The organism is Pseudoxanthomonas dokdonensis, from assembly GCF_001431405.1.
Classification (GTDB): domain Bacteria; phylum Pseudomonadota; class Gammaproteobacteria; order Xanthomonadales; family Xanthomonadaceae; genus Pseudoxanthomonas_A; species Pseudoxanthomonas_A dokdonensis.
In genome coordinates this window covers 280,569-300,691 of sequence record NZ_LDJL01000001.1, presented here as the reverse complement: position 1 = coordinate 300,691, position 20,123 = coordinate 280,569, and the positions used below count along the sequence as shown (strand labels likewise).

18 protein-coding genes are annotated in these 20,123 nt (G+C 64.3%); 13 read left to right on the top strand and 5 right to left on the bottom strand.

What is annotated here, in order from left to right:
- Window positions 1-100 precede the first annotated feature (100 nt).
- Together ABB29_RS01195 and purU are read left to right on the top strand one after the other, a co-directional pair.
- On the top strand, window positions 101-850 hold the full coding sequence (locus ABB29_RS01195) for a GntR family transcriptional regulator (RefSeq protein ID WP_057656769.1): 750 nt from the start codon (window positions 101-103) through the stop codon (window positions 848-850).
- Between the two features lie 89 nt (window positions 851-939).
- Window positions 940-1,791, top strand: a complete 852-nt coding sequence (gene purU / locus ABB29_RS01190; RefSeq protein ID WP_057656768.1) for a formyltetrahydrofolate deformylase — start codon at window positions 940-942, stop codon at window positions 1,789-1,791.
- A gap of 59 nt (window positions 1,792-1,850) precedes the next feature.
- Here the strand turns inward: purU and ABB29_RS01185 are convergent, their stop codons facing one another.
- Window positions 1,851-2,636 (bottom strand): TSUP family transporter, encoded by a 786-nt coding sequence (locus ABB29_RS01185; protein ID WP_057656767.1) that lies wholly within the window; start codon window positions 2,634-2,636, stop codon window positions 1,851-1,853.
- Between the two features lie 34 nt (window positions 2,637-2,670).
- Window positions 2,671-2,814, bottom strand: a complete 144-nt coding sequence (locus tag ABB29_RS16235; RefSeq protein WP_157062434.1) for a hypothetical protein — start codon at window positions 2,812-2,814, stop codon at window positions 2,671-2,673.
- Here ABB29_RS16235 and ABB29_RS01180 point away from each other — a divergent pair.
- The 6 genes from ABB29_RS01180 (at window position 2,813) to aceK (ending at window position 9,473) form a co-directional block, all read left to right on the top strand.
- Window positions 2,813-4,150, top strand: a complete 1,338-nt coding sequence (locus tag ABB29_RS01180) for a M20 family metallopeptidase (protein ID WP_057656766.1) — start codon at window positions 2,813-2,815, stop codon at window positions 4,148-4,150. The genes ABB29_RS16235 and ABB29_RS01180 overlap by 2 nt on opposite strands.
- Before the next feature lie 81 nt (window positions 4,151-4,231).
- Window positions 4,232-5,047, top strand: coding sequence for an NADPH-dependent 7-cyano-7-deazaguanine reductase QueF (queF, locus tag ABB29_RS01175; RefSeq protein ID WP_057656808.1), 816 nt, complete (start codon window positions 4,232-4,234; stop codon window positions 5,045-5,047).
- A gap of 103 nt (window positions 5,048-5,150) precedes the next feature.
- On the top strand, window positions 5,151-5,462 hold the full coding sequence (locus tag ABB29_RS01170; RefSeq protein ID WP_057656807.1) for a LysM peptidoglycan-binding domain-containing protein: 312 nt from the start codon (window positions 5,151-5,153) through the stop codon (window positions 5,460-5,462).
- 58 nt (window positions 5,463-5,520) lie between these two features.
- Window positions 5,521-6,015, top strand: coding sequence for a hypothetical protein (locus ABB29_RS01165; RefSeq protein ID WP_083487333.1), 495 nt, complete (start codon window positions 5,521-5,523; stop codon window positions 6,013-6,015).
- Between the two features lie 256 nt (window positions 6,016-6,271).
- Window positions 6,272-7,600, top strand: a complete 1,329-nt coding sequence (icd, locus tag ABB29_RS01160; protein ID WP_057656764.1) for an isocitrate dehydrogenase (NADP(+)) — start codon at window positions 6,272-6,274, stop codon at window positions 7,598-7,600.
- 163 nt (window positions 7,601-7,763) lie between these two features.
- A complete protein-coding gene (gene aceK / locus ABB29_RS01155; RefSeq protein ID WP_057656806.1) occupies window positions 7,764-9,473 on the top strand; it encodes a bifunctional isocitrate dehydrogenase kinase/phosphatase in 1,710 nt (569 codons plus the stop codon).
- Here the strand turns inward: aceK and ABB29_RS01150 are convergent.
- On the bottom strand, window positions 9,446-10,162 hold the full coding sequence (locus ABB29_RS01150) for a hypothetical protein (protein WP_057656763.1): 717 nt from the start codon (window positions 10,160-10,162) through the stop codon (window positions 9,446-9,448). The genes aceK and ABB29_RS01150 overlap by 28 nt on opposite strands.
- 109 nt (window positions 10,163-10,271) lie before the next feature.
- On the opposite strand from ABB29_RS01150, the gene ABB29_RS01145 reads away from it, so the two are divergent.
- Both ABB29_RS01145 and ABB29_RS01140 read left to right on the top strand, forming a co-directional pair.
- The gene (locus tag ABB29_RS01145; protein ID WP_057656762.1) at window positions 10,272-11,129 is read left to right on the top strand and encodes a class I SAM-dependent methyltransferase; all 858 of its coding nucleotides are present in this window, start codon (window positions 10,272-10,274) and stop codon (window positions 11,127-11,129) included.
- 122 nt (window positions 11,130-11,251) lie between these two features.
- Window positions 11,252-11,803, top strand: a complete 552-nt coding sequence (locus ABB29_RS01140) for a pseudouridine synthase (protein WP_057656761.1) — start codon at window positions 11,252-11,254, stop codon at window positions 11,801-11,803.
- An 83-nt stretch (window positions 11,804-11,886) separates the two neighbouring features.
- Here ABB29_RS01140 and ABB29_RS01135 read toward each other — a convergent pair whose 3' ends face one another.
- A complete protein-coding gene (locus tag ABB29_RS01135; RefSeq protein WP_245622504.1) occupies window positions 11,887-14,694 on the bottom strand; it encodes a TonB-dependent receptor in 2,808 nt (935 codons plus the stop codon).
- A gap of 237 nt (window positions 14,695-14,931) precedes the next feature.
- Here ABB29_RS01135 and ABB29_RS01130 point away from each other — a divergent pair, with 237 nt between their 5' ends.
- Complete coding sequence (locus ABB29_RS01130; RefSeq protein WP_057656759.1) at window positions 14,932-15,711, top strand: DeoR/GlpR family DNA-binding transcription regulator; 780 nt, start codon at window positions 14,932-14,934, stop codon at window positions 15,709-15,711.
- A gap of 98 nt (window positions 15,712-15,809) precedes the next feature.
- On the opposite strand, the gene ABB29_RS01125 is transcribed toward ABB29_RS01130, so the two are convergent.
- Window positions 15,810-16,940: an amidohydrolase family protein gene (locus ABB29_RS01125; protein ID WP_211260658.1), complete on the bottom strand. Its 1,131-nt coding sequence runs from the start codon at window positions 16,938-16,940 to the stop codon at window positions 15,810-15,812.
- Between the two features lie 157 nt (window positions 16,941-17,097).
- Here ABB29_RS01125 and ABB29_RS01120 point away from each other — a divergent pair, with 157 nt between their 5' ends.
- Together ABB29_RS01120 and ABB29_RS01115 are read left to right on the top strand one after the other, a co-directional pair.
- On the top strand, window positions 17,098-19,194 hold the full coding sequence (locus ABB29_RS01120; protein ID WP_057656757.1) for a glycoside hydrolase family 36 protein: 2,097 nt from the start codon (window positions 17,098-17,100) through the stop codon (window positions 19,192-19,194).
- Window positions 19,191-20,114, top strand: a complete 924-nt coding sequence (locus ABB29_RS01115; protein WP_057656756.1) for a DMT family transporter — start codon at window positions 19,191-19,193, stop codon at window positions 20,112-20,114. Before ABB29_RS01120 ends, ABB29_RS01115 begins: the two co-directional genes overlap by 4 nt.
- The last annotated feature ends 9 nt before the right edge of the window (window positions 20,115-20,123 follow it).

The window sequence follows — 20,123 nt, the reverse complement described above, 5'->3', positions numbered from 1 at the left end:
ACGATACCACCTCCGTACCATGATCCGCCAATTTTCCAGTCCACTTGCGGTAGCATTTCCCAATATTGCGTTATTGGTACGGCACTGGTATTTTCAACTCATGCAAAAAGCCCTCTTCGACGAATACCAACGCCTGCAGACCGGTGAGTCCACTCGCGCCGTTGCCTATCTGCGCCTGCGCCGCGCGCTGCAGAACCTGATGGATGCCGGCATTCTAAAACCGGGCCAGGCGCTGCCGAGCGAACGCGATCTGGCCAGTCTGCTTTCGTTGTCGCGGGTCACCATCCGCAAGGCGCTGGCCGGGCTGATCGAAAGCGATCTGCTGGTCCAGCGGCAAGGCGCCGGCACCTTCGTCGCCGAACGCATTCTGCGCCAGTTCTCGCGCCTGACCAGCTTTACCGATGACCTGCGCGAGCGCGGCCTCAATCCGCAGGTGCGCTTTCTCGAGCGCAGCATCGGCGAAGTGACCCCGGAAGAGTCGATGGCACTCAACCTGTCGCCCGGTAGCGGCGTGGTCCGCATGTACCGGCTGCGCCACGTCGACGGTTCGCCGATTGCGATCGAGCGCACGCTGGTGCCGCACGCACTGCTGCCCAATCCGGAGAGCGTCACCACCTCGCTGTACGAGGCGCTGGAAGCGCACGGCAACCGGCCCAAGCGTGCCTTGCAGCGGCTGCGCGCGGTGGCCCTGGACGAGGAAGCCGCCCGCCATCTGCAGCTGGCGGTGGGCGCGCCTGGCCTGCTGGTCGAGCGACGTGCGTTTCTGGAAGATGGACGGGTGGTCGAATCGACCCGCTCCTACTATCGCGGCGACGCCTACGATTTTGTCGCCGAATTGAAAAGCGACTGAGCACGTACGTGCGCGCCAGGACAGCCGGCCGGCATCCCCGCATACACGTCGCGCGCTGACGTCAGCGCCTTGCCACTGCAGGTCCACGGATGCGCCAGCAATACATACTCACCCTCTCCTGCCCAGATCGCACCGGCATCGTCTACCGCGTCACCGGGCTGCTGTACGAGGCCGGCTGCAACATCATCGACGCGCAGCAGTTCGGTGACGAGGAATCCGGTCGCTTCTTCCTGCGCGTGCATTTCGATGTGCCGGGGCAGGCCGAAGTCGAGACGCTGGAAGAAGGTTTCGCCTCGCTGGCCGATGTCTATGCAATGGACTGGCAGATGCACGATGCCCGGCGCCGTGCACGGCTGCTGGTGCTGGTCAGCAAGCAGGGCCACTGCCTCAACGACCTGTTGTTCCGCGCCCACAGCGGCCAGCTGCCGGTAGATATCGCCGCGGTGGCGTCCAATCACGAGGACTTCCGGCCGCTGGCCGCGTCCTACGGCATTGCCTTCCACCATCTGCCGGTAAACCAGGGCAACCGCGCCGAACAGGAATCGCAGCTGCTGCAGCTGATCGATCTCGAGCGCATCGACCTGACCGTGCTGGCGCGTTACATGCAGATCCTGTCACCGCGCTTGTGCGATGCGCTGGCCGGCCGCGCGATCAACATCCACCACAGCTTCCTGCCCAGCTTCAAGGGCGCGCGGCCATATCACCAGGCACACCAGCGCGGGGTCAAGATCATCGGCGCGACCGCCCACTACGTGACCGGCGACCTGGACGAAGGCCCGATCATCGAGCAGGACATCGCCCGCGTCGACCATGCCATGACGCCACGCGATCTGGTCCGGCTGGGCAGCGATACCGAATCGCTGGTGCTGGCGCGCGCGGTCCGCCGCCATGTCGAGCACCGGATCCTGTTGAATGGGCACCGCACGGTGGTGTTCCGCTGACGGGCCACGCCGGGTGTGGCGATTGATGGCAGCCGGCGATCCGGCGGATCAGGCTGGATCTACAGTCCCAGCCACACGCGTAGCGGCTGCTGCGGATCGGCCAGCAACCGGATCGCCAGCGCAATCGACACCGTCACCAGCAACGGCTTGATGACTTTGGCGCCCTGCTTCATCGCAAACCGCGAACCGAGCTGGGCGCCGATGAACTGGCCCGCGCCCATCGCCAGGCCGACCTTCCAGATCACCGCGCCGACGCCGACGAACACCACGAAGGCACCGACGTTGGAGCCGAAATTGAGGAACTTGGTGTGCGCGGTGGCCTTGAGGATGCCGTAACCGGCCAGCGCCACGAAACCGAGCATCAGGAACGAACCGGTACCCGGCCCGAACACGCCATCGTAGAAGCCCAGCGCCGGCACGAAGGTCATCGCGAACGTACGCTCACTGATCACCCGGTGCTGATCGACATCACCGATGTTGGGCTTGAAGCCGAAGTACAGCGCAATGGCCAGCAACAGCAGCGGCAGGAAAGCCTTCAGCACATCGCCGGGGATGACCGTGGCCAGCGCCGCGCCCAGACCTGCACCGAGGGCCGCGGTCAGCACCATCGGCAGCTGGCCGCGCAGATCTACGTGGCCGTGGCGGGCATAGGTCCAACTGGCCGCACCGGAACCGAACAGCGACTGCAGCTTGTTGGTCCCCAGCGCCTGCAAGGGCGGGATTCCGGCCAGCAACATCGCCGGGATGGTGATCATGCCGCCACCGCCGGCGATGGCATCGATGAAACCGGCGATCAGGCCGGCCAGGAACAACAGCAACAGGATCTGCAACGCAAGATCGGGCATGGACGGGCGCCGGCGAGGAAGGGGGCGCGGCATTCTAGGCCACTGCAATCAGTTCGTCCTGCGGCCGCATCACCGCTGCCCAGCTCGAGCCGCCCGCGCCGGCTTGCACCAACGGCCGCAACCGGTACAGTCGTCGCTGCGGTTGCCAGACCGCTTCTTCTTCCATCGGGGTTTTCATGCATATCCATCATCGACCATTGGCCGCCGCCGTCCTGTTGTTGCTTGCCAGCGGCAGTGCGCTCGCCCAGACCGCCGCCAGCGAGCGCCCGGCGGTCAGCCAGGCAGCGCAGCAGCTGGACGCCCGGATCGTCGACTGGCGCCGTGATCTGCATGCCCATCCGGAGCTGTCCAACCGCGAACAGCGGACCGCGGCCAAGGTCGCCGAGCATCTGCGCACGCTGGGCCTGCGACCGCGGACCGACATCGCCCACCATGGCGTGGTCGCGATCATCAAGGGCGGCAAACCGGGGCCGCGCATCGCCCTGCGCGCGGACATGGACGCGCTGCCGGTCACCGAGGCCACCGGCCTGGCTTTCGCCTCACGGGTCACCACCGACTACAACGGCAGGCAGGTCGGAGTGATGCATGCCTGCGGTCATGACGCCCACACCAGCATCCTGATGGGGGTGGCTGAAGCGCTGGTCGGCATGCGCGAACAACTGCCGGGTGAAGTGATGCTGATTTTCCAGCCCGCCGAGGAGGGCGCACCGGCCGGCGAGGAAGGTGGCGCATCACTGATGCTGGCCGAGGGCCTGTTCAAGGACTTCAAGCCGGAGGCCGTGTTCGGCCTGCATGTGTTCTCGTCGATTCCGGTCGGCCAGATCGGCGTTCGCCAGGGACCGCTGATGGCAGCGTCGGACAAGTTCAACATCAAGGTCATCGGTCGCCAGACCCATGGCTCAAGGCCGTGGGGCGGCATCGACCCGATTGTCGCCGCCGCGGATCTGGTCGGCAGCGCGCAGACCATCGTCTCGCGCCGCAGTGACCTGGCCAAACAGCCGGCGGTGCTGACCTTCGGCATGTTCAATGGTGGCGTGCGCTACAACATCATTCCCGACGATGTCGAACTGGAAGGCACCATCCGCACCTTCGATGCCGACATGCGCAAGAAGATCTTCGCCGATCTGGAAAACGTCTCCGAGCACATCGCCGCTGCCCACGGCGCCAGGGTCGAGACCCATATCCCTTCCACCGACGGCAACCCGGCCACCATCAACGACCCGGCGCTGACCGCGCGCATGCTGCCCAGCCTGCAGGCAGTGGTCGGTGCTGACAACGTGATCGAGCCACCGCTGCAGATGGGCGCGGAAGACTTTTCACTGTACGCGCAGCAGGTGCCGGGGATGTTCTTCTTCGTCGGCGCGACCTCGGCCGGCATTGATCCGGCGACCGCCCCCAGCAACCATTCACCGCAATTCCTGCTCGACGAACAGGCGCTGGACGTCGGTTTCCGCGCCCTGCTGCAGGTGGCACTGGATTATCTGGACCAGCCCTCCGCTGATCGGGCCTCATAACCGCGACCGACGCTGAATCAATCCGCCGCCGCGGACACTGGTCAAGTCGCGGCGACAGCTGGCGGCCGTAAAATGGCCGCCATGAATACCCCCGAAGACTCCTCGCTGGGCCGCGAAGTCGCCTATCCCGACCGCTACGATCCCGGCCTGCTGTTCCCGATCCCGCGCGCCGGCGCCCGCGCCGCGATGGGCATTGACGACAATGCCCTGCCCTTCATCGGCCATGATCGCTGGCATGCCTATGAACTGAGCTGGCTGGATGCCGGTGGCAAGCCCTGCGTCGGCACCGCCACCCTGTACGTGCCATTCGACTCGCCGGCATTGATCGAGTCCAAGTCACTCAAGCTGTACCTCAACTCGCTCAACGGCGTGCGTTTCAACAGTCCGGCGGCGGTATGCGAGCGGATCGGCAACGATCTGTCGGCACGCGCCGGCGCCGTGGTCCGGGTCAGCCTGGGGCTGCCGGACATGCAGCAGCACCGCAAGGGCGAGTCGCTGGATGGGCTGTCGCTGGAAATCAACGACTACGGTCCGCCCAATGCGGATTATCTGGGCACGCTTGCCGGTGGCCCGGTCACCGAAATCCTGTTCTCGGATCTGTTGAAGTCCAATTGCCCGGTCACCGGGCAACCGGACTGGGCGACGCTGGAGATCCGCTATCACGGCGCGCCCATCAATCGCGAAGGACTGCTGCGTTACCTGGTCAGCTTCCGCGACCATGCCGGCTTCCACGAGCAGTGCGTCGAGCGCATCTTCCATGACCTGATTAACCATTGCCAGCCGCAGCAACTGTCGGTCGAGGCGCGCTATACCCGCCGCGGTGGACTGGACATAAACCCCTGGCGGGCCACGCCGGGGTTCCTGCCACCGGTGCCGGTCCGCGACCTGCGCCAATAGCGCGCATTAACGGTGGCGCCTGGTTTTCACACTGGTCACATGCTTTCTTAACAGAGCGCGTGCAAGTCTTGTGTCGGTTCCAGCATCCAAAGGGATGACCGATATGAGCAATGACAAGAAAGCGGATTTCTCCGGCGTGACCGCCAAGGTCGACTCCACCGAGAACATCAAGGAAAAGGCCGATTTTTCCGGCGTGACGGCACGCGTGGACAGCACCGAGGACATCGTCGGCGTAGGCGGCCCGCAGGCCGCTTCCTACACCATCGCCAAGGGCGACACCTTGTCCAGCATTGCCCAGAAGCACTACGGCAAGGCTGGCGCATGGAAGATGATTTTCGAAGCCAACCGGGATGTCATCGACGATCCGGACCGTATTTTCCCGGGCCAGACAATCAAGCTGCCCCCGACCGAATAATCCGGCGACGACATCCGTGCCGCCTCTTTTTCAAATCCAGAGGAATGATTCCATGAACATGAAACTCAACCGTACTTCCTATGCATTGCTGATCGCCCTGGCCGGCACCGTCGCATTCGCCGGCTGCAAGAAGGAAAACCATGACGACATGGCGACCCCGCCGGCAGCGTCCGAGCCGATGACCGAACCGACCCCGGCGCCTGCACCGATGGAACCGGCCGCCCCGGTGGCGGCGACCTCGGTCACCGTCGGCAACACCGCCGCGGCTGACAAGAGCGTTACCGGCATCAGCACCTTCGCGCCCAGCGACAAGATCATCGTCTCGGTCAACACCCAGGCCGCCGATGCCGCCAACGCCACCATCGACGCCAAGCTGACTTACCAGGATGGCCAGGTGGCCGGTCAGAAATCCGCTACCGGCACCGCTGACGGCATGGGCACCACCAACATTGAATTCAGCAACGACAAGCCGTGGCCGGCTGGCACCTACAAGGTCGACGTGATGGTCAATGGCCAGCCCGCCGGCATGACCCAGCAAATCGAAGTGAAGTAACCGCAGCAGCTCCTCCTCTCTCTCCCACCCCGGTGGGGCAAGTTTGGGCGTGGTCACCACCACGCCCATTTTTTTGGTACCGGCAACGCCATCACGCGGCTTGTCCCGGCGACATCGGCTGGCTTTGCCCTTGACCTTGTAAACCGCGACAATGGGGGTCCTGCTGCGCCGGGCACCAGCGTGCGGAGCAGCCCTGTTGCGTTCACCCCACCCGATTGCCGTTGCCGGCGATCGCTTTCAATACCGGGAGTTTTCCATGGCAGAACCAGTCCTCACCCCGCCAGCTGGCGGTGAGAAGATCACCATCGCGGGCGGCAAGCTCACTGTCCCCAACAATCCGATCATCCCCTTCATCGAAGGCGACGGCACCGGCCCGGACATCTGGCGCGCCAGCGTGCGGGTGCTGGATGCGGCGGTGGCCAAGGCCTACGGCGGCCAGCGCAGGATCCACTGGCTGGAAGTGTTTGCCGGCGAAAAATCCAACAACCAGTTCGGCACCTGGCTGCCGGACGCCACCGTGCAGGCCTGCCGCGACTATCTGGTCAGCATCAAGGGCCCGTTGACCACCCCGGTTGGCGGCGGCATCCGCTCGCTGAACGTGGCGCTGCGGCAGATGCTGGACCTGTACGTGTGCCTGCGCCCGGTGCGCTGGTTCGAAGGCGTGCCGTCGCCGGTCAAGAAGCCCGGTGACGTCGACATGGTGATCTTCCGCGAGAACACCGAGGACATCTACGCCGGCATCGAATGGGCCGGTGGCAGCGACGACGCGCGCAAGGTGCTGGATTTCCTGGCCGCGGAATTCCCGCAGGCGGCCAACAAGATCCGTTTCGGCAACCAGGAAAAGGTCGACCAGTGGCAGCAGGCGCTGGAAAGCGTCGGCGGTGCCAAGCGCGAGCTCGGCGTCGAAGTCGGCCTTGGCATCAAGCCGGTCAGCCGCCTGGGCACCGAGCGCCTGGTCCACAGCGCCATCGCCTATGCGATCGAGCACAAGCGCAAGTCGGTGACCCTGGTCCACAAGGGCAACATCATGAAGTTCACCGAAGGTGGCTTCCGTGACTGGGGCTACCAGGTCGCGCGTGACTTCTTCGGCGCGGTCGAGCTGGACGGCGGTCCGTGGCATGTCATCCCCGAGGGCAAGCCCGGTGCCGGCCTGATCATCAAGGACGCGATTGCCGATGCCTTCCTGCAGCAGATCCTGCTGCGGCCGAAGGAATATGACGTCTCGGCCACGCTCAACCTCAACGGCGACTACCTGTCCGACGCATTGGCCGCGCAGGTTGGCGGCATCGGCATCGCGCCGGGTGCCAACATCAACTACGTCACCGGCCATGCAGTGTTTGAAGCCACCCACGGCACCGCGCCGAAGTACGCCGATCTGGACAAGGTCAACCCGGGCTCGGTGATTCTGTCCGGCGAGATGATGCTGCGCTACATGGGCTGGACCGAAGCGGCCGACGCCATCATCGAAGGCGTCAACAAGGCGATTGCCAGCAAGCGCGTCACCTACGACTTCGCCCGCCTGATGGATGGTGCCACTGAAGTGAAGTGCAGCGAGTTTGCCGACGAGATCATCAAGCATCTCTGAAACAGCCCCTGCTGATGTACCCGCGAACGCCCGGTTTTGGCCGGGCGTTCTGCTTTTCAGCCGATCACCGCGCCGGGTCACATTGAACCTCGGTCGCCTGGCGCCTGCCGGCGTTACCTTGCTGACCGCACCCGCCGCCGCGGATCGCGGCTACCATGCGGGCATGTCTGATCCCCATATGCTGGCCCGGCTCATCCATGACGCGTTCGCGGATTACCACGCGCGCTTCTCGGAGATCTCGGCCCGCGCCAAGCGCCGCTTCGAACAGATGGACTGGGCCGCTGCCCGCAGCGACGCGGTCGAGCGCATCGAGTTGTACGACCAGTGCATCGCCGAATGCGCGTTGCGCCTGCAGGCGGCGTTGCTGGACCACGCGCATGATCGCGAGCTGTGGACGGCGGTGCGCGATGACTACGCCAGCCAGATCGCGCCGCTGATCGATCGCGAGTTGTACAAGACCTTCTTCAATACCCTGACCCGGCGCTTCTTCAGGACCCGCGGGGTCGACCCCGATATCGAGTTCGTGGCCTGGGACATCGAACCGACCGATGCCATCACCCATCCGGTCGCCCGGCACAGCTATGCGGTGTCCGAACTGCGACCGGTCGATACCTTCATGCGGGTGTTGCAGGACTATCCGTTCGCGATCCCGTTCGCCCACCAGGCCCGCTGTGCGGCGGCGGTCGCGGTGCGTCTGCAGGATGACCTGGCCCACTGGGGCGAGAATCCGGTCCGCTCGATTGAGCTGCTGGACACGGTGTTCTATCGCGAACGCCGTGCCTATCTGGTCGGGCGCGTGCTGGGCGAGCATCGCTTCTCGCCATGCATCATCGCGCTGGTCAACCAGGACGGACGCATCCGGGTCGAGGCGGTGCTGACCAGTCGCGCCGACGTCACCCATCTGTTCAGCTACTCACGCAGCTATTTCCATGCCGACCTGCCCACGGTCGGCGATGCGGTGGTGTTCCTGCGCTCGCTGATGCCGAACAAACCGATTGACGAGATCTACACCGTGCTCGGTCGCGCCAAGCAGGGAAAGACCGAACGCTTCCGCACCTTCTCGCGCCATTTCGTCAGCCACGCCAGCGAGCAGCTGGTGCATGCCGAAGGTACCCCCGGCATGGTCATGGCGGTGTTCACCCTGCCCAGCTATCCGCTGGTGTTCAAGGTCATCCGCGACCGCTTCGCCTATCCCAAGCAGATGAGCCAGCAGGACGTGCAGGACAAGTACGCGCTGGTCTTCCATCTGGACCGCGTCGGCCGGCTGCTGGATGCGCAACCGTACCGGTTCCTGCGTTTTCCGAAGTCGCGCTTTTCGCCGGCCTTGCTGCAGGAATTGACCAGCGGCTGCGCCAGCAGCGTCAGCGAAGATGGCGATTACCTGGTCATCCACCTGTGTTACGTGCAACGCCGGCTGCGGCCGCTGAATCTGTACCTGCGCGAACAGACCCCGCAGGCGACCCGCCAGGCGGCGCTGGACTATGGCCAGGCGATCAAGGACATGGCACGCAACAACATCTTCCCCGGCGACATGCTGCTGAAGAACTTCGGCATGACCCGGCACGGCCGCGCGGTGTTCTATGACTATGACGAACTCTGCCTGGTCACCGAATGCGATTTCCGCGACTACCCGGTGCCCCGCAACTACGAAGAAGAAATGTCCGACGGCCCGTGGTTCTACGTCGGCCCGCGGGATGTCTTCCCGGAACGGTTTCCACAGTTCCTCGGCCTGCCCGCGCCCTTGGCCAAGGCCTTGAAGGCGGTCCATGGCGAGTTGTTCCAGCCGCAGTGGTGGCGCGATCTGCAGGCGCGGCTGGCCGCCGGCGACTACCCGGACACGCCGCCTTATCCGGACTCGCTCAAGCTGGCCTGAGCGTGATGATTGCCGGCATGCCGGGTCGGCAGCAATGAGCCGAAGAACAGGTTGATTGCCAGGCCGACGGCGATCACCAGCAACGCGGAGAACACGGCGTCGGCAAGGCCGCGCTGCAGGCGTACCCGCATCCACCAGATCTGCACGCCCAGGTACCAGCCACTGGCCAGCACGATCAGGCCGATGGCGACCAGCTGCAGGCGGGCCTCGAACATCAGCAGCAACGACACCCCCAGCGACAGCGCCACCGCGAACGGCGCGACAAGATAGCACTGCTCGGAAAACGGTGCGCGCAGATTGTCTGGCTGCACCTGTTTGTGCTGCCGCAGCAGCAGATAGACCGTCGCCGCCAGCGGCCATATCGCGAATGCAGCCGAGCGATAGGCCAGCACCGCTTTCTGGTTGCTGAAGACATAGCCGGTCACCGGCATCGCCACTTTCGGCAGCGCGACCTGCAGCAGGATTTCCAGGAAATGCGCCAGCAGTACCGAAAGCATCAGGAACAATGCCGGGCTTATCGAGTCGGTATAGCGCTGCTCGAGCGGCTTGGCGACTTCATCGCGCACCTGCGCGGCCACCCGTCGTGGCTGGCGGATGATCTTCCACAACTGGCGTGGATAGATCACCAGCCAGGTCAGTACTTCAAACAGTATCTCTTCCAGAGAACGCAGAACCTTGACGAAGTCCATGGGCAGGCAATCCAGGTTGGCCTGGGGCGATGATACCGCCTTGCAACAAGGCCGGTGTGGGGCTGCATGCTACCCTCGGCATCTCTATCCGAACCGGGATCACCTCGCCATGAACAGCCTATTTTCCGCTCGTCTGTTGCCGGCCTGTCTGTTGCTGGCGCTGGCCGCGCCGTTGACCGCCGGTGCCGAACAGACCGCCGCACCCATCCAGCAGGCAAGTGAGGATGCCGCCCTGGCAGCCGTCATCAAGGGTGACTGGCGCAGCGCCGACAACGTCGCCCGTGACAGCTATCGGCATCCGGCGCAGACACTCGCTTTCTTCGGCCTCAAGCCGGACCAGACCGTGGTCGAAATCACCCCCGGCGGCGGCTGGTATGCCGAAATCCTGGCGCCCTACCTGCGCGACAGTGGCCAGTACGTGGCTGCCGTGGTTGATCCCACCACCCTGCCCGCCGGTGGCGGTCGTGACTACCAGCAGCGTTCGCGCGACAAGCTCGATGCGATGTTCGCCGCCGGTGCGGCGCAGTACGACAAAGCCAGGGTAGTTGCCTACGATCCGGCCAAGCCGGTGTTCGGTGCACCGGACTCGGCCGATCTGGTGCTGACCTTCCGCAACGTCCACAACTGGATGGGCGCGGGCCAGGCCGAGGACATGTTCAAGGGCTTCTTCGAAGTGCTCAAGTCCGGCGGCACCCTGGGCGTGGTCGAGCATCGCGCCAATGCGGCGGTCGGCAAGGACGACAAGAGCGGCTACGTCGGCCAGGATCAGGTGATTGCCATGGCGACGGCGGCCGGCTTCAAACTGCAGGAAAGCAGCGAAATCAACGCCAACCCGCGTGACAGCAAGGATCACCCCAACGGCGTGTGGACGCTGCCGCCATCCAATCGCCACGACGAGGCCGACAACGCCAAGTACCAGACCATCGGCGAGAGCGACCGGATGACCCTGCGCTTCGTCAAACCCTGATCCGATTGCCGCGGCGCTGCGCGCTCCACCGATACCGGCCATATGCCGGGCGCCCATCGGTGGTGGCGCTTGCCGGTCGCGGCCGGCGGACTGTTCCTGCAACCATCGACGCGTGACCGACGATGCTGGTGCTGTTCAACAAACCCTACGGGGTAGTGTCGCAATTCACCTCCGATGGCTCCAACACGCATCGGACCCTGGCCGGGTTCGGGTTGCCTGCCGGGGTGTATGCCGCCGGGCGCCTGGACCATGACAGCGAAGGTCTGTTGCTGCTGACCGACGATGGCCGCCTGGCCGCGCGCATCACCCAGCCGGCCAGCGGCCATTGGAAGACTTATCTGGCGCAGGTAGAGGGCACCCCCGCCGAAGAACAACTGCAGGCATTGCGGGCCGGGGTGCGGCTCAAGGATGGAATGACGCGACCGGCACGCGCCACGCTGGCCGAGCCGCAACCGGACTTCTGGCCACGCAACCCGCCGATACGGGTGCGCAAGTCGGTACCGGATTGCTGGATTTCGCTGCAGATTGCCGAAGGCCGCAATCGCCAGGTCCGGCGCATGACCGCGGCGGTCGGTCTGCCGACTCTGCGACTGGTCCGCACCCAGGTATGGAAGTGGCAGCTGGGCGATCTGGCACCCGGCCAGTGGCGGCTGGTCGACGCTGCTCGAACATAGCGCGCTGGCTTGCGCTGGCCGCGGATGGATCAAGGGCTCCGTCGCGGAGCCCTTGATGATCGACGTTTGTTGCTTGAGGCGGCTCAGAAACGCCAGGTCACCCCAAGGGTGAAATTGCGGCCGTAGCGGTAGTAGCCTTGCGACAGCAGCGGATTGCCGTTGATGCTGTAGGTCTGCGCGTCGTCAAGCAGGTTCTGCCCTTCCAGGCTCAGGCTCAAGGCGTCGTTGACGTTGTAGGCGATGTGCGCGGTCAGCCAGGTAATCGCGTCAGCCTGCTCGTTGTAGCCGGCACCCAGCACGTTGGTGGCAGTGACGAAGCCATCGGTGTGGTCCGCGGTCGCGCCTAGGTCCCACTTGCCCTTCTCGTACATCAGGCTCAACGAATACACCGACGGTGCGATGCCTTCCAGCGGCCGTTTTTCCCCATCGACCCAGCTCTCGGACCAGTTGCGGGTGTACTGCGCACGGAAGCCGAAACCGCTGTCCCAGAAATGCTGCAGGCCGGCTTCGATGCCGTGGACCTTGGCATAGTCGCCGTTGATCGGCCGCATGATGTTGAACAGTGTCGGTCCATCGCTGATCGGATTGCCGTCACCGTCGACAATCGGGCCGACGCCGATGTCCTGGCCGGTTTCCCAACTGGTGGTGATCTGGTTCTCGATGCGCTTGTAGAACACCGCGATGTTGGCGATCGACTGTTCGGTGAAGTACCACTCCAGCGAGGCGTCGGCCTGCTTGGCGGTATACGGTTTGAGGTTGACGTTGCCGCTGTAGATCTGGGTGAACTCGCCCCAGGACACGCTTTCGGTGGTGTTGGTCGGTGCCAGCTGCTCCACCGACGGCCGCGCCATGGTCTTGGCCGCGCCAAGGCGCAGTTGCAGGTCGTCATTGAAGTGCCAGATGAAGTTGGCCGAGGGCAGCCAGTAGCTGTAGTCGCTGCTTTCGGTGATGGCGGTGGGATCGGCGTAGGTGGTGGTGTAGTTGAACGCGCCGTTCTCGGTGATGCTGGTGATCTTCGCGTCCCATGCTTCGGCGGTGGTGCGGGTCTTGACCAGGCGGACACCGACGTTGCCGTCCCAGCGCTCGCCGGACATGTCGGCCTGCACGTAGAAGGCCGAGGTCTTCTCGGAAACGCGATAGCTCTGCAACGGATTCCATTCCGGCGCGGCCATGCTGTAGTCATAGACGCCGCCGTCTGGCCGCGGATGGCCGTCGTACGCTTCCAGTGCGGCCAGGTAGGCGGGCACATCGAAGGCCAGGAAACTGCGCGGGAAGCTGGAATTGACCCCGTGCATGAAGTTCGGCAGCGAATAGGTCGAGATGAAGTCCGTGCCCAGATCAGCAGTGTTGATGGCGTTGTCGACCGAGTAGTAGTCGGCACCGCCGGTCAAGGTGTTGGTGACCAGGTCCCGCGACTTGCGGCGATCGGTCAGGTTGACGCCGAACTTCAGGTGGTCGATGAAGAACTTGCCGACGAACAGATCACCCGCCAGGGTGCCGCCATTGATCCGGTCTTCGATGTTGTCGCCGGCCAATTCCATGTAATGGGTGTTGAAGTCACTCGGACCAAACTCGCCCGCGGCCAGTCCGCTGTTCCAGTCACGACCATCGTCCAGGGTGGTGATCACGCTGGGTACGGCAGAACCGTTGAGCTCGATGCGACTGGTGTTGGGCTGGTTCATGCGCAGGACCACATAGCTGTCCTGGCCACCGGAATGACGCTTGGAAGTGGAACGGTAGATGTCGCCGGTCAGGGTCAGGTCGGGGCTCACCGTCCACTGCGCGTTGGCGCCATACAACGCGGTATCGACGACCCGGTATTCGGTCTGGTTGAGCAGTTCCGGATTCAGGCGCTGCTCGGGATCGGGATTGTCCAGGGTCAGGCCGGTGACGATGCCGTTCTGCACGGTCACGTCCGACCAGCGGCCCGGCGCGAACAACGGGTAATACGATTGCTGGTAGCCGACCTGGGGCGAATCCAGGCGGGTCTTCAGGCCATCGACGACCAGTTTGAAGTCATCGTTGGGCCGCCATTCGAATTTGGCCGAGTAAGCAGTGCGTTTTTTCTCTTCGAGAATCGAGCCCACCCGGAACTGGCCCGGGGCAATCAGTCCGTACTCGTCGGGGTCGAGCTCGTTGTTGCCGTTGAGATCGATGTTGCCGCCCCACGCATTGCCGTACCAGGTGGGATCGTTGGGATCCGGGTTGCGGGTCCAGCCACCATCGTTGCCGGCAATGTCGGTACGGTCCTTGCGCCGCGCCGACACCACGCCCACCATCAGGCCGAAGGTGTCGTCGGCGAAGGTGTTGCTGTAGACGCCGGAAAACTTGTGGCCGTCGAGTTCGGAGGTCTGGTTGCGGTCACCTTCCGCGCGCAGCACGCCATGCTGCCCGGTCTGGTCGAACGGGCTGGCCGAGCGCAGGTTGACCAGGCCGCCGATACCGCCTTCGGTGTTGGCCGCTTCGGCACCCTTGATCACGTCAGCGCCGCTGATGACGTCGGCCGGCAACACGTCATAGGCAAAATCGCGGCCGGCCCCGTCAGTCGCCAGGATGCGACCATTGAAGGTGGTCAAGGTGTATTCCGGACCCAGTCCGCGGACACTGACCTTCTGGCCCTCGCCACCGGCGGTGCGGCTGATCGACACACCGGTGATATGGCTGAGCGAATCGGCGACGTTGTCGTCGGGGAACTTGCCCAGCTCCAGCGCGGTGATCGAATCCTGCACCGTGGCCGCTTCGCGCTTGAGATCATTCGAGCGCGCCAGACTCGCGCGCACGCCCATGACCTGAACGGTCTCCAGCTCGACTGCCTGGTCAGCCGTGGTGCTCTGCCCGGACGCGCTGGCCGAGACCGGCGCGTCGGCGCTCGTTGCGGTGTTTTCGGCCACGGACTGGGACCAGGCCGTGGCCGGCATCATCAAGGCAAGGGCAATTCCATGGCACAAACTACGGCGATGCAGACGGACGGCGTTCACGGGCGGTCTCCTGGAGCATTGAAGGAAGGCATGTGGGGGCCTGAGCATGAAACAACGAAACCGAGCCTAACCTAGGTTTCGTTTTGTATCAATAGCGAAATTTAACGAAATGACCGTATACTTTTGACCGTTTGTCCAGGAAGGAATCCCATGACTGCCACACGCGATACCAGCCAACGCCGCCTGCAGATCAGTGAACTCGTCCGCCAGCACGGCAGCGTGCAGGTGACCGCGCTCGCGCGGCAATTCGGGGTGAGCATGCAGACCGTGCGCAAGGACCTGCGCTACCTGGTCGAACGCGGCGTGCTGGCACGCGCCTACGGTGGCGCCATCGACAGCAACGTCGTCGGCAGCGGCCAGGCCGAACCCCATTACGAAGCCAAGCGCACCTCGCACCTGGACGAAAAACGCCGCATCGGCGCCTGCGCGGCAAAGCTGATCAACGCCGGCGACACCATCGCCATCGATTCGGGCACCACTGCCATCCAGCTGGCCGAAGCGGTGCCGGACATCGAGTTGACCGTGGTCACCAATGACTTTGGCGTGCTGACCGCGCTGGCGCCCAAGGAACACATCCATATCGTCATGCTCGGTGGCGAGCTGCGGCGCAAGAACATGGCGTTCTATGGCGGGCTGACGGTCGAGGCGCTGGACGATCTGCACGTGGATCTGCTGTTCCTGGGGGTGGACGGGTTCGACCTGGAACGCGGCATCAGTACCCACTACGAACCCGAGGCCATGCTCAACCGCAAGATGGTCGAGGCCGCGCGCAAGGTGGTGGCGATCACCGACAGCTCCAAGTTCGGCAAGGTCTGCCTGCACCGCATCATCCCGATCTCCGGACTCGATGCGTTGATCACCGACACCGGCGCGCCCGACGACGTGGTCCAGGCCTGCCAGGCACTGGGCGTGGATCTGCAGCGGGCCTAGTGGCGCTGGATGGGTGCCATCCAGCGCCCGCTGCAACAGGACTCGCTTGCCTGCTTCACGTGCTACTCAACGAGCGCGCTACTCAACAAACGTGTTACTCAACGAGGCGGCGCGCCTGCCGCGCCCGCCGTACTGGCGGTGCCGAATTCACGCACCGCGTTGCGGTAGTAAATCTTGTCGATGACCTCGCGCGGCAGCGCCAAACCGGGCGCATCCGCTTCCAGCACGTCGATGTGCTGGGTCTCGCCGGTGGCCAGATAGCGCCAATCCGACAGCCAGGCGGTATGCGCCTCGCGCTTGAATTCGGCCGGGTCGGCGTCCTCGGCCTGGGTCAGGTCGGTGCCGTACAGCAGCCGGTCCTGATAGTGGATGAAGAAGTCACGGACCTTTTCGCGATCCCGGTTTGACTGGTACTGCACCTGGCTCATGCGCGCGGCCAGATCCACCGTGGCGTTGGGAAAGCGATCCAGGAACCTGCCCAGGCGATCGACGTCGTATTCCAGGCTGGCCATGTGCGCGCCGACGAAGCGCAGCTTTGGATGGGCGGCGACAAAGCGGTCGCGCGCGCCCATCAGATCCTCGTATGAGGGCTGCTCCGGATGCAGGTACATATGGTATTGCGGATGCTTGGCGAAATACTCGCGGTCATTGTTGGTGGTCATCTCATTCAGTGGCAGCCAGCAGTTGTAAGGCTCGCCCTGGTGTGCGATCAACGGAACGCCCAGCGCGCGCACGTGCTCGGCCACCGGCGCCAGTCCAGGATCGTCGATCATGATCAGGCGGCCCTGCGCATCTTTTTCGACCATGCCGATGTTCTTCCACACCTTGACCGCGCGCGCGCCTTCGGCAACGGCCTTGTCCAGGCCCGCCTCGGTCCGTTGCCGCCAGCCGGGCTGGCCAAAGCCTTTCATCGAAAACGTGGTCGCCCAGTGGAAGTACTGCGGATCCTGGCTGGCGAAACGCAGCGCGATGTCGTGCTGGCGTTCGATGCTGGGGAAGTCGGGATAGTCGACGTTGATCGACAACAGCTCGAAGTTGTCTTCGTGCGCCTGTTGCAGGAACGCGGGGTCGACGCTGTTGGCATGCACGTGCGCGTCGAACTTGCGGACCTTGGCGAAGTCCTCGGTCGAGTAGCTGGCCTGCGGATTGGACGCTTGTTCGCCGCTGTCCGGCACCGTTGCGGCGCCACTGTTGGAAGCGCCGGGCGAACAGCCGGCCAGAGTGAGCATGGCAACTGCCATGCAGGTCGTCAGTAGTCGCGCTGTCACAAATTCCCTCGCCTTTGGCAATAAACCGAAACTTATCGACACCATATCGCAACAAAACGCTTGCATCAATGGAGCAGGGTCACGCAGAATGCCAGTCAATTCGACCGGACTATTGCTTATGCCCCCGATTGGACGCCGTGACGCATTGAAGTTCTTTGCCGCCAGTGTGGCTGGAGGCATGGCCTGGAGCGCCGCGCCATGGGTACGCGCCGCCACGGCGCCGCGCCAGGGCGACAGCAAGGCCGGCGACGCCATGCTGGGTATCGAGCTGGACCAGCGCATGCACAGCCGGTTGTCGGTGCAGGGCAAGCTGCTGACCGGTTGGCAGGCGAGCGAGACCTTGCTGGTCGACAGCGGCGAACTGAGTGATTTCAACCTCAGCGGGCAGCAGGTGCACGATCTGCAGGACCCGCGCCATGGCCGCGGTCGCCAGTGGCTGTTCCGCGGCCGGGCCGCTGCTGCCGAGGTCGAGAAAGAGCTGGCGCTGAGCAGTTTCGATGCCCTGCCGGGCCTGCTGCTGGTGCAGGTCCGCTACCGCAACCTGGGCAAACGTCCGCTGGCGGTGACAGGCTGGCGCAGCAGTGCGCATGAACTGGATCATGCCGCCGGTGGCTTCTGGAGCTTCTCCGGCGCCACCCATACCGACCGCCGCGATTGGGCACAGCCGGTGGGCGATGATTTCGATCAGCGCAATACCCTGGCGATGGATTCGTCCGACTACGGCGGCGGCACCCCGGTCGCCAATCTGTGGCGTCGTGACATCGGTCTGGCGGTCGGTCATGTCGAACCGGTGCCGCGACCACTGGACATGCCAGTCAGGCGCACCGCTAAGGGCGCCAGCATCGCAATCGAGTCGCCGGCAGCGCTGACCCTGGCGCCCGGCGCCGAGCTGGTCACCGAACGCACCTTCCTGGCCGCCCATCACGGTGACTTCTATGCACCGCTGGAGCAGTACCGGCTGTTCATGCAGGCCGAGGGCATCGAAGGCCCGCGGCCGCCGGAATCGGCATTCGCGCCGATCTGGTGTGCGTGGGGCTACGAGCGCAACTTCAATGTCGAGCAGATCCTCGGCACCCTGCCCAAGGCCAGCGAACTGGGATTCGAATGGGCGGTGCTGGACGATGGCTGGCAGACCAACGAGGGCGACTGGCAGATCGATCGCAAAAAGTTTCCGCGTGGTAACCAGGACATGCGTGCATTCGTGGCCCGGGTCCGCGAGCAGGGCATGCGCCCGCGCTTGTGGCTGGCGCCGCTGGCCGCCGACCCCGGCAGCGACGTGCTGCATGACCATACCGACATGCTGCTGCTGGACAAGGATGGCGCGTTCCAGACCGTGACCTGGTGGAATGCACTGACCCAGTGCCCGGCGTATCAGCCAACCATCGATTTCTATGTGTCACTGGTCAGGAAAATCATCGGCGACTGGGGCTTCGAGGGCATCAAGCTCGATGGCCAGCATCTCAACGCGGTGGCGCCCTGCTACAACCCCGCGCACAACCATGCCAGTCCGCAGGATTCAGTCGAGGGCCTGGCCAAGTTCTGGCAGGCCATCTACGACACCGCGCATGCCATCAATCCGGATGCGGTGATCGAACTGTGTCCGTGCGGCACCGCGTTCGCTTTCCACAATCTGCCGGCGACCGATCAGTACCCGTCCTCGGACCCGTTGTCGTCGTGGCAGGTCCGCAGCAAGGGCAAATCGGTCAAGGCGCTGATGGGTGCTCGCAGCAGCTATGCCGGTGATCACGTGGAACTGTCGGACAACCGCGACGACTTCGCCTCCAGCGTCGGTATCGGCGCGGTGATCTCGACCAAGTTCACCTGGCCCAGGGACATCGACAACCCGATGGAGCCATTGCCGCCGGGTGGCTTCGTGCTGACCCCTGAACGCGAGGTGCTGTGGCGCAAGTGGGTGGATCTTTACAAGACGCACATGCTGCCCAAGGGCGAGTACCTGGGTACGCTTTACGATATCGGCTTCGACAAGCCGGAGGCGCATGTCATCCGCAAGGATGGCGCCCAGTACTACACGTTCTACGCACCCGAATGGGACGGCAGGATCGAGCTGCGCGGACTGGCTGCCGGACGCTGGAAGGTGCGCGATCTGTTCAACGACGTCGACCTTGGCATTGTCGATGCCGCCTCGCCGCTGCTGTCGGCACGGTTCCAGCGTTTCCTGTTTGTGCAGGCCAGTCCGGTCGGAGGCCAGGCATGAGTGCCACCCCGGCGACCGCAACCTCGGCGCGGCGACGCCCTTGGCTGATCTTCGCGCTGACCACGGTGCTGCTGTGGGGGGTATGGGGTGCGCTGTCACCGCTTTCAGCGGCGCGCGGGTTTCCCGACACCCTGGTGTACTGCGTGTGGGCACTGACGATGGTGCCGCCGGCGCTTTACATCCTCTGGCGCAGCGGTTGGCAGCTGGAGCGCTCGCCGCGCGCGATCATTTACGGCCTGACCATCGGCCTGCTCGGCGCCGGCGGCCAGATGCTGCTGTTCCATACGCTGACGATTGGCCCCGCTTACTTCGTGTTCCCGATTATTTCGCTGTCACCGGTGGTAACCATCGCCGCCTCGTTCGTGTTGTTGCGCGAGCGCACCGGCTGGCAAGGCACGCTGGGCATCGTGCTGGCGCTGGTCGCGCTGCCGATGCTGGACCTGTCATTCGGCCGTGGTGCCGGTGACGGTCTGGGCTGGTTCCTGCAGTCGCTGCTGATCATGCTGGCCTGGGGCGTGCAGGCGTTCTTCATGAAACTGGCCAACAACAGCGTGCGCGCCGAAAGCATCTTCGCCTACATGACTATCGGCGCGTTGCTGCTGGTGCCGGTCGCACTGGCGATGACCGACTGGAGCCAACCGATCAACACCGGCCTGGACGGGCCATGGCTGGCAGCCGCCATCCAGCTGCTCAACGCGGTCGGTGCACTGACGCTGGTGTACGCGTTCCGCTATGGCAAGGCGATGGTGGTGGCGCCGTTGAGCAATGCCGGCGCGCCACTGGTCACCGCCGGCCTGGCCCTGCTGTTTGCCGGGGTCATGCCCGGACCGCTGAAGGCCGTCGGCCTGGTGCTGGCCCTGGTCGCATCGCTGCTGCTGGTGCTGGAACCGGAACGCGACCCACAGACTCCCCTCCCCTGATAGGACATA

Excerpts from the sequence above, each read along its gene's own strand:
- ABB29_RS01195 (WP_057656769.1), top strand. The coding sequence starts at position 101 with ATGCAAAAAGCCCTCTTCGACGAATACCAACGCCTGCAGACCGGTGAG.
- purU (WP_057656768.1), top strand. The coding sequence starts at position 940 with ATGCGCCAGCAATACATACTCACCCTCTCCTGCCCAGATCGCACCGGC.
- ABB29_RS01185 (WP_057656767.1), bottom strand. The coding sequence starts at position 2,636 with ATGCCCGATCTTGCGTTGCAGATCCTGTTGCTGTTGTTCCTGGCCGGC.
- ABB29_RS01180 (WP_057656766.1), top strand. The coding sequence starts at position 2,813 with ATGCATATCCATCATCGACCATTGGCCGCCGCCGTCCTGTTGTTGCTT.
- ABB29_RS16235 (WP_157062434.1), bottom strand. The coding sequence starts at position 2,814 with ATGAAAACCCCGATGGAAGAAGAAGCGGTCTGGCAACCGCAGCGACGA.
- queF (WP_057656808.1), top strand. The coding sequence starts at position 4,232 with ATGAATACCCCCGAAGACTCCTCGCTGGGCCGCGAAGTCGCCTATCCC.
- ABB29_RS01170 (WP_057656807.1), top strand. The coding sequence starts at position 5,151 with ATGAGCAATGACAAGAAAGCGGATTTCTCCGGCGTGACCGCCAAGGTC.
- ABB29_RS01165 (WP_083487333.1), top strand. The coding sequence starts at position 5,521 with ATGAAACTCAACCGTACTTCCTATGCATTGCTGATCGCCCTGGCCGGC.
- icd (WP_057656764.1), top strand. The coding sequence starts at position 6,272 with ATGGCAGAACCAGTCCTCACCCCGCCAGCTGGCGGTGAGAAGATCACC.
- aceK (WP_057656806.1), top strand. The coding sequence starts at position 7,764 with ATGTCTGATCCCCATATGCTGGCCCGGCTCATCCATGACGCGTTCGCG.
- ABB29_RS01150 (WP_057656763.1), bottom strand. The coding sequence starts at position 10,162 with ATGGACTTCGTCAAGGTTCTGCGTTCTCTGGAAGAGATACTGTTTGAA.
- ABB29_RS01145 (WP_057656762.1), top strand. The coding sequence starts at position 10,272 with ATGAACAGCCTATTTTCCGCTCGTCTGTTGCCGGCCTGTCTGTTGCTG.
- ABB29_RS01140 (WP_057656761.1), top strand. The coding sequence starts at position 11,252 with ATGCTGGTGCTGTTCAACAAACCCTACGGGGTAGTGTCGCAATTCACC.
- ABB29_RS01130 (WP_057656759.1), top strand. The coding sequence starts at position 14,932 with ATGACTGCCACACGCGATACCAGCCAACGCCGCCTGCAGATCAGTGAA.
- ABB29_RS01125 (WP_211260658.1), bottom strand. The coding sequence starts at position 16,940 with ATGCTCACTCTGGCCGGCTGTTCGCCCGGCGCTTCCAACAGTGGCGCC.
- ABB29_RS01120 (WP_057656757.1), top strand. The coding sequence starts at position 17,098 with ATGCCCCCGATTGGACGCCGTGACGCATTGAAGTTCTTTGCCGCCAGT.
- ABB29_RS01115 (WP_057656756.1), top strand. The coding sequence starts at position 19,191 with ATGAGTGCCACCCCGGCGACCGCAACCTCGGCGCGGCGACGCCCTTGG.